Origin of the sequence: Bacteroides sp. DH3716P (assembly GCF_025914115.1) — a bacterium.
Taxonomy (GTDB): domain Bacteria; phylum Bacteroidota; class Bacteroidia; order Bacteroidales; family Bacteroidaceae; genus Bacteroides; species Bacteroides ovatus.
Genome location: NZ_CP083673.1, coordinates 3,562,485 through 3,570,832 on the forward strand (window position 1 = coordinate 3,562,485; position 8,348 = coordinate 3,570,832).

The following is an 8,348-nucleotide window of genomic DNA, read 5'->3' on the forward strand; positions in this document are numbered from 1 at the left end:
AAAATGTGAATAAGAAGTTATTGAAATTTTCATCGAAAAGAATATTATATTCTGCGATGATGGCTTCCGCTCTATTGGCAGGAAGCCCGGGGACTGCTTTTGCAGACACGGATAATATACTGGAAGTGTTGCAAAACAGTACCGTACGAGGTAAAGTTGTCGATGCTAGCGGTGAACCCGTTATCGGTGCCAGTGTTGTGGTGAAAGGCACAACAACAGGAGTGATTACAGACTTAGATGGAAATTTTATCTTAAGTAATGTTTCCGGGCAAGCGGTTTTAGTTATATCTTATGTGGGGTATAAGTCACAGGAGATTGCTGTAAGCGGAAAGTCCGCCATAAACGTCACGATGCAGGAAGATAGTGAAATGTTGGACGAAGTCGTTGTTGTAGGGTATGGTGCTATGAAGAAATCTTCATTGACCGGTTCCGTAACAGTTGTTGATAGCAAAATATTCGAAAATAAAGGAAGCATGTCCAATCCTCTTCAGGCATTGCAAGGACAGGCTCCCGGTGTTCGGATCACACGTTCATCATCAGCTCCGGGTGAAGAAGGTTGGGGAGTATCCCTTCGTGGTGCAGTTTCCAAAAACACAACAGAACCGTTGCTTATCATAGACGGTGTTCCTTCAGACGCAGTTTCAGACCTGCAATATCTGAACCCTTCGGATATCGAGACTATGAACTTCTTGAAAGATGCTTCGGCAGCTATCTATGGAGCAAAAGCTGCGGGTGGTGTAATTATTGTAACAACCAAAAGACCGCAGGCCGGTAAACTTAAGATAGAGTATAATGGCTCATATACCCGTAAGATGCCGGGACTTCAAGCTGAATTGATGAGCCTGGATGAGTGGGCTGGTTCATTTCTGCAAGCAATGGAGAATGACGGCCTTGACGATACTTATACATGGTATCGATATGTCAAGTTGATGCAGGCAAACAAAGGTGGTTTCATTAATGTACATGACGGGAGCAATCCTAACCCGATTCCAGGTATGGGTGTGAACGATTACGTTTTTCAGGATGTCAACTGGACGGACGTGATGTGGGGACCTGCCAATTCTACGCAACACGACTTGAGCTTTTCAGGAGGTAACGAAAAGGTCACTTACCGTTTGTCTGCCGGTTATTTGTTTGATGACTCCAACCTGCGTTGGGGAGAAAATAACAATCAACAGTATACTTTCCGTTCGAGTAATGTAATTAAGGCCACTGACCGTTTGACTATCGAGTCTGTCATATCAGCAGTCCGTAAAGAGCAAGTTACTCCTACGCAAATCGGAAGGGCGTTGAATGTTACGACTCCGTTGCCAGGTCGGCCTGTTTCAACTATTGATGGCAAGCCTTATTTGTGGGGTACCGACTATACAGCCAATTGGTTACTCGAATTAGGAGGTGAGAATAAATTGGTGGTGACAACTTTCAATTTGAATGAAACATTAAAGTATCAGTTTACAAAAGAACTGACTGCTTCTGCAACATTCGGATATTCAACGAACAGTGCTATACGTGACGAGAAAATGAAATCTATCCAATGGTATCATTATGATGGAACAGTGAATACCTCTACAGCAAATCCCTATCCTACTCAAGCGGAATCAAAATATACTAAACGTGCTTCCCGTACGGATAATTACTCTGTATCAGGTTATTTGAACTATGCGAAAACGATAGGTAAAAATCACAATATCAATGTAATGGCCGGTATGCAATATGATCGTAGAGATTATGAAATCACCGGAACGTCTGCCACTGATATCCAGTCGGAACTAGGTATCATTAATGGTAACGGAGTCATTTCTATTGCCGAAGCCAAAAAGAACAGCTATGCGCTCCTTTCCTATTTCGGACGTTTGAATTATAACTACAACCAAAGGTATCTGATAGAATTTAACGCGCGCTATGATGGTTCTTCAAAGTTTCAACCGGAAAACAGATGGAAAGGTTTCTATGGTGTTTCAGCAGGTTGGAGAATTACCGAAGAAGCGTTTATGGTGAATATTAAAAAGTATATTGAAGAATTGAAAATTAGGGCTTCTTATGGTGAGGTCGGCAACCAAAGCGGTATAGGGCTTTACGACGGGGTGCAACTCTATAACTTTAATACAGCTTCGGGCGCCTATATTGGCGACGGAAAAGTTTCATATATTGCTGCGGCTAAAGAACTGGTGACAACCAATAGAACTTGGGAAAGAATCAAAAATTATAACGTCGGTTTTGATTTTACAGTACTGAACAGCCGTTTGAGTGGTAGCGTAGACCTCTATATGAAGAAAAACGACAATATGTTGATCGGGTTGCTGTATCCCGGCACCTTGGGTGGCAATGCTCCGGCAAGTAACAACGGAAAATTCGAAAGTAAAGGATATGAAGGTATGCTTCGTTGGAGTGACAAAATAGGAGAAGTGAGCTATCATATTGGCGGAACATATACTTACATGGAAAATAAGTTGTTGTCAGGAGGTAATGATGTTATCTCTGCCGGTTTCAACAGCACGATAAACGGTTATCCGTTAAACTCTGTTTTCGGTTACCGATATGCAGGAAAAATACAGAATGAGGAAGATTTACAGGCATATAAGAACCTGTATTATGGAAACAATACGCTTTCAATGCCCTCGAATTTACGCGTGGGTGACCACATGTATGAAGATGTGAATAAGGATGGTAAGCTTACGCAGGACGATTTGGTCTTTCTCGGGACAGATGACCCCAAAGTAACTTTTGCCTTTGACCTTGGATTGGAATGGAGAGGTTTTGATGTGTCTGCTATTTTTCAAGGTGCGGCACAAAGAACGGTTTGTCGCGATGCAGACTCTTGGAAAGTTCCTTTCAAAGCAGTGTGGATGAATACGTCAAACCATACGATTGGAAAAGTCTGGAGTCCGGAAAACCCTAATGGCAGATACCCTGCCTATTCAACTAAATCAGAAATCAATAACTGGAATTATATGCCTTCTTCATGGTTTATAGAAGATGGTACATATCTCCGGTTGAAGAATCTGACAGTGGGATATACTATACCAAGAGCCATATTGACAAAGATAACCAAGGGGGTACTTGAAAATTTCAGAGTATATGTTACCGGTACGGATATTTGGGAAAACTCAAAAATTAATGATGGCTGGGATCCGGAAGCAACGCGTGCGGTAAGTGCCAGACAGCGCTATCCTTTTACTCGTTCATATACTTTTGGTTTAAGTGCAACATTCTAATACTATATATAATATGAAACTATCGAACTTATATACTACATTACTTTTTAGTTTGTGTTTGTTGTTCCAGTCATGTCTGGACATGAATCCCGAGGAGCAACTCTCGGATGGCGACATGTGGCAGAATCGAGGGCAATTCGAAGCTTTTGCCAAGAATTTCTATGGTTGGACACGCGATTTCGGTGGTTTGGGGGATGCTCACGGTGATGTACAAGCAGACTTGTTTAGTACAAATCCCAGGAATCTTTTCAGTAATGGAACATCTACCATTCCACTTACCGACAAAAGCTATACAGATGCTTATGCCAATCTTCGTCAAGTAAATCTGTTGTTACAAAAGGCAGAATCTTATGCTCTTCCCGAAGAAATTAAGATACCTGTTGGTGAGGCATATTTTTTCAGGGCTTATATCTATTTTGACCTGCTTCAACGTTTTGGAGGAGTCATTAAGGTGGAAGAACCGTTAGATATCACTTCTCCGGAGCTTTATCGCACTCAAAATACAAGAGAAGAAATTAACGAATTCATTATCTCCGATTTGAACGAAGCGATAGCGCTTTTGCCGAAGTTTAAGGATATCACTGCTGCAAACGCAGGCACTATTTCACTTGAGGGTGCACAAGCCTTTTTATCCCGTGTGGGACTTTATGCGGGGACATGGGAAAAATTCCATAATGGTAATGGAAGCAATACGGAATTGTCAAAGAAATGGTTGAAAATAGCATACGAAGCTGCTGATGCAGTTATTGAGTCGAAAACATTCGAACTCTTCAAACCGTCTGATTTGGTTATTGAAGGGGATGAAGGGGCTGCTTACCGTTATTTGTTTATACTGGAAAATGAGAAATCGAATCCGGCCGGTTTGAACAAAAGTGCAAATAAAGAATATATATTTTCCAGAAGACATGATACGACATTGGCACCTATTGGTATCAATATTACCGAAGGTCGTTTTAATAATGCGTTATATGTAACACGTAAATTGGCCAATATGTATCTTCAAAAGAGCACCGGATTGCCGATTGATATATCGAAGTGGAATTACGCTACTAAAAATTCGGAGTATTTCGACCGTGACAACCGCATGACAAGCATAATGATGGTAGACGGAGGTTTTTACTTCAGTAGCAACGGTGGACGTTATCGTAGAACGTGGTTGGGAGATGCAGCTGAAATTAAGGAAGCCGGAGTGACTGCTCACAATGCAGCAGGTGGTACCGGGTACCGTTGTCGCAAATGGTGTTCGGAAAGAGAAGTGGAAAACCGGAAGGAAGGATACGACTATCCTATTATTCGTTATGCGGAGGTGCTTTTAAACTATGCAGAAGCAAAATTTGAATACGATGACAATATCTTGGATCCTGATTTGGACAAATCGTTGAATCTGGTACGTTTGAGAGTTAATCCTACTATGCCTAAATTGTCTAACGGACTGCTTCGGGGTACAGGTACAAACATGAGAACGGAAATTCGTCGTGAACGTACGGTGGAATTGATTGATGAATGTTTCAGACTGGATGACTTGAAACGTTGGAAAACAGCAGAAAACGAAATGCCTGAAGATATGTTGGGAATCAAATATACGGGAACCGCTTTTGAAACTTCCGGTTGGGCAGGGGTTGTGACGAATACGGAAGGATGCTTGATTTGGGAGAGCGGCAGAAAATGGGACAATAAGCAGTATTTGTATCCTTTCCCGCTGGATCAGTTGCAACTGAATACGAACTTGCGGCCCAACTGGCAATCTACAAATCCTTATGTGAAATAATTTTAATGTTATAACTATATGAAAAGAATATATACATTAAGCAAGACGATGGCTTTCCTGTTTTCATGCATGGCACTGATAGGAACTGCAAGCTCTTGTGCGGACGATTACAATACCGATCCGCTGACTAAAAATACCATTCTATCATCGATAACGATTGATGAGAAATATGAAGTCTATACACTGGTAAAGGGCGAAAACTATACTTTACACTTCTCTACTTTGCCGGAAGATGCGACTAACCCCGGGGTGTCTTGGGTATCAGGTAACGAAGAGGTGGCTACGGTAGATGCTAACGGTAAGGTGACGGCTGTTGCTGTCGGAACATCGGTTATTACGGCAAAACCAGCTGTCGGATATGCAGATGGAGTATCGGCTGCCATAACAATTAGTGTAGTCGAAGAACTTGCGCTTACACAATCGGTTGAGATAACCAATTTGCCTGAAGAGCTTACCATGATGGAAACGCAATCGGTTCAGCTCAAAACGAAAACTGTACCGGAGAAACCTAGTTTCTATCTTCTATCGTGGAAAAGTAGCGATGAGAAAGTGGCTACGGTTGATGAAAACGGGCGAGTACTGGCTGTGGGAGAAGGAAAAGCGACAATTACTGCAACAACTACAGATGGCACGGATCTGTCCCATTCAGTTGAGGTAACGGTAAAACCTGTTATTCACGTGGAAACATTCGAGATGAGTTCTATACATAACAAACTTGCCAAAGGTGAAATATCTGTGTTGAAATACACTGTAACACCTGCGGATGCAACTGTATCTGCTTTGGTATGGACTACTTCCGATGCTACAGTCGCTTCCATTGAAAAACGAGTTTTGGGAGAAGAAGAGGTATTCGTTATCTTGGGAGGTGTAAATTCCGGTACAGCAACATTAACGGCAAGTATTACCTATGCTGACGGTTCTCCGGGCTTTGAGAAATCATTTGAAGTTTCTGTGGTAGATGGTAAGATTAATGATGATTTCCTCTTTACGGCAGGATGTTTCGAAGGTGGGGATTATGGAGTATTGGAGAATGGTAGATTAGTGAGGAAGATAGAAAAAGAAGCCAACTCGAAATGTGAAGCACAGTTCCGTGGAACGATGACTTTCTACCCGTCGAAATATCCTATATATGCAGTGAAGACTTTCTTCGAAGATAGTCTCGACCCGGCCAAGACTCCCACATTGTTACTTAATATCTGGAACAATAATCCACGAATCAGTATCGGATTCTATGGTGGTACTGCTGCGGGTAATGCACAAAATTTATATAAAGTAAGCATGACAAGAACCAGTGATGGCGGATATGTAACTTATGCCGACTTAAGCACCCCCAATATTTTCAAGGGAGCAAATGCCGACTTTTTAACAAACGGAGTGCTGAATGACGGAATTACATTAGACCGCTGTGAACACAGGTTCTATGATACTTACTATACTGAAGCAGTAACGGAACCTTTTGCGCTCGATTGGGTTAAGACCTTCGAATCATTGGAAGCATATAAGGCTTATCTGATAGAGAATGAAGGAGTTGTTTTTGAATAATTATTTAAATGAGATGAAATATGAAAAAGAAAATGATAACTCTAGCGATGGTGTTATTTACATTCCTGTCTTGTAGTAATAAGGACTATTTTGATGAGGGGCATGTTGACCTGACACCGGGTTATACAATAGAAGAAGAGGATACTTATAAAGTATACACTTTGAATCATCCCTGTCTGATGCATACCAATGACGATTTCCAATATGTAGTGGGGAAGATAAAAACAGGTGCTCAACCTTGGGGCGCTGCATGGGAGTTCCTGGAACAGAACCAATACACGCAACTTAACGAAAACTGGACAACTGACGCTCCCGAGATTCTTTTGAGAAATTCTTCAGGTGGTAACTTTAAAGTTGCCAGAGAACCGGGATTGGCCGCCTATTATTTGGCCTTGCGCTGGAGAATAGCAGAAGGACTAGGTGAAGAAGATGCATATAAGTATGCGGATAAGGCTGTGAAGATTCTGGATAACTGGTCGACTGTATGTAAAGCAATTCAAGTGGAGAATACGAATGACCATTATGCGTTAGTTACCGGATTTGACGGACATCGGTTTGCGCAAGCGGCGGAAGTAATGCGGGATTATCAGCCTTGGGTAGATAATGGAGGATTTTCTAAGTTCCAGACTTGGTTGAAAAATGTAGTTGCAGGTCCTGCAACCTACTTCATCAGTCAAAAAACAGATCCTTACTGGTCTTGGGGCGGATGGGAAGTTCCCAACGTGGCAATCATGCTGGCAATAGGTATTGTATGTGATGACCAGGATATGATTAATGAAGCGATAAACTATTATAAACATGGTCCCAGTTCGGGATGTATCCAGCACTTGGTGGTAGCACTGCATCAAGACCCTGCCGGTCTGGGTGAAGGATATTGCCTTGGACAAGCTGATGAATCGGGTCGCGACCAGGATCATGCCGGATTGAGTATGGCTACACTGGCTCCGATGTGTCAGGCTGCGTATAATATCGGAGAAGATTTGTATGGTATCAAAGCAAACGACTCTTTTACGACAGAAGACGGACGTGTATATAATCGTTACCCTAAATATGCTGAATATGGGGATGTGAAGTAAGCTCCTATAGAAATAAGAATACATTATCATAAGGAAAGCGTGTAGCTCAATGAGTTACACGCTTTTCTTGTTTTTGGCCGTACACAATAATATTGCTATCTTTGCGTTATTATTATAAACANGTAGCTCAATGAGTTACACGCTTTTCTTGTTTTTGGCCGTACACAATAATATTGCTATCTTTGCGTTATTATTATAAACATCTGTACCTCATTTGTATCTCGAAACTATAGTAGATAATGTGCGAAACTATGGGGCGCAAGATAATTAGTAACAATAACATAGAGATATTAGTATGCCTGGATCAAAGTATAAGATAGTGCGGAAGTGTCCTGTATGCGGAGAAGAATTCTTCGCACGGACTTTGGAGTCTTGGTATTGCTCGCCAAAATGTTCCAAAGTAGCTTGGAAACGCAAGCATGATGAAGAAAAGCGTCAGTTGGAATTAGACAGCATAGCCAAGAGTATTCCCAATTATAGGGATTATATCACAATAACAGAAGCGTATGCTTTGTTTGGTATTAGCCGAGATTCCATTTATCGGCTAATAAAACTGAACCGAATCTCATCTATTAAGCGTAAAGGAGCCAAAATCAAGGTCAGCAAAACGGAATTGATGAAGTTATACCCACTTCGGCAATCTCCGCTTGACACCAACCCAAGGAAACCAGTTACCATGTACCGCATGGAACCAGAGGATTGCTATACAATAGGTGAGATTTCCAAGAAATTTCATCTGGATGACAG

Annotated in this window: 5 protein-coding genes; all 5 read left to right on the forward strand. The window is 41.8% G+C overall.

Features of this window, described 5'->3' with window-relative positions; genetic code table 11:
* Positions 1-56 precede the first annotated feature (56 nt).
* Entirely contained in the window at positions 57-3,215 is a 3,159-nt protein-coding gene (locus KQP79_RS13280) for a SusC/RagA family TonB-linked outer membrane protein (protein WP_081104644.1), read from the forward strand.
* A 13-nt stretch (positions 3,216-3,228) separates the two neighbouring features.
* Positions 3,229-4,983 (forward strand): RagB/SusD family nutrient uptake outer membrane protein, encoded by a 1,755-nt coding sequence (locus KQP79_RS13285; protein ID WP_052587867.1) that lies wholly within the window; start codon positions 3,229-3,231, stop codon positions 4,981-4,983.
* Between the two features lie 18 nt (positions 4,984-5,001).
* Positions 5,002-6,525, forward strand: a complete 1,524-nt coding sequence (locus KQP79_RS13290) for an Ig-like domain-containing protein (protein WP_061448510.1) — start codon at positions 5,002-5,004, stop codon at positions 6,523-6,525.
* A 20-nt stretch (positions 6,526-6,545) separates the two neighbouring features.
* Positions 6,546-7,601 carry an alginate lyase family protein gene (locus KQP79_RS13295; RefSeq protein WP_264386531.1) on the forward strand — a complete coding sequence of 352 codons (1,056 nt, stop codon included), beginning with the start codon at positions 6,546-6,548 and terminating at the stop codon, positions 7,599-7,601.
* A 295-nt stretch (positions 7,602-7,896) separates the two neighbouring features.
* On the forward strand, positions 7,897-8,348 hold a 452-nt coding region (locus tag KQP79_RS13300), incomplete at its 3' end, for a helix-turn-helix domain-containing protein (RefSeq protein ID WP_264386532.1).